The sequence below is a fragment of the Mucilaginibacter sp. P4_G9 genome (genome assembly GCF_056400985.1).
The window spans coordinates 1-516 of record NZ_JBFUKF010000964.1 but is presented as its reverse complement, the minus strand read 5'-3'; the positions used below and the strand labels follow the sequence as shown (position 1 = coordinate 516).

Here is a 516-nt window from a genome sequence, read left to right as displayed (position 1 = left end):
CGATAGTATAGAAGCTTATTCTCTGCAGCTTACCCGTGATGCGGAACTTGATCTGGATAAGGAAGTAAGCGGGAAATTCATTGATGCACTATCCAAAAGCCTGCAAAAACGCAAGAAAGGCACACCTATGCGTTTGCTTTATGATACCGAAATGCCGATGGATATGTTAAAGTACCTGGTGACTAAAATGGGGCTCCATGGCGAAAGCCTCATTCCAGGTAACAGGTATCATAACTTTAAAAATTTTATATCATTTCCTAATGTAGGCTCGCCCGAACTGGAGTTTGTTAAATATCCTGCCCTGCCTGCCGAAGATCTTTCATTTGGCAAAAGTTTGATCGGGCTAATCGCTAAAAAGGATTATATGATTAGCACGCCTTATCAGTCTTATGATTACATTATTCACTTTTTACGCGAGGCAGCTATTGATCCTAAGGTTAAAGAAATCAGCATAGCAGTTTACCGCCTGGCCGAGAATTCAAGGATCGTACATGCATTGGTAAATGCGGCCAAGAA

Annotated in this window: 1 pseudogene; it reads left to right on the top strand. The window is 41.7% G+C overall.

What is annotated here, in order from left to right:
* A pseudogene (locus AC1DPZ_RS28820) lies at window positions 1-516 on the top strand (polyphosphate kinase 1); the annotation flags it as partial.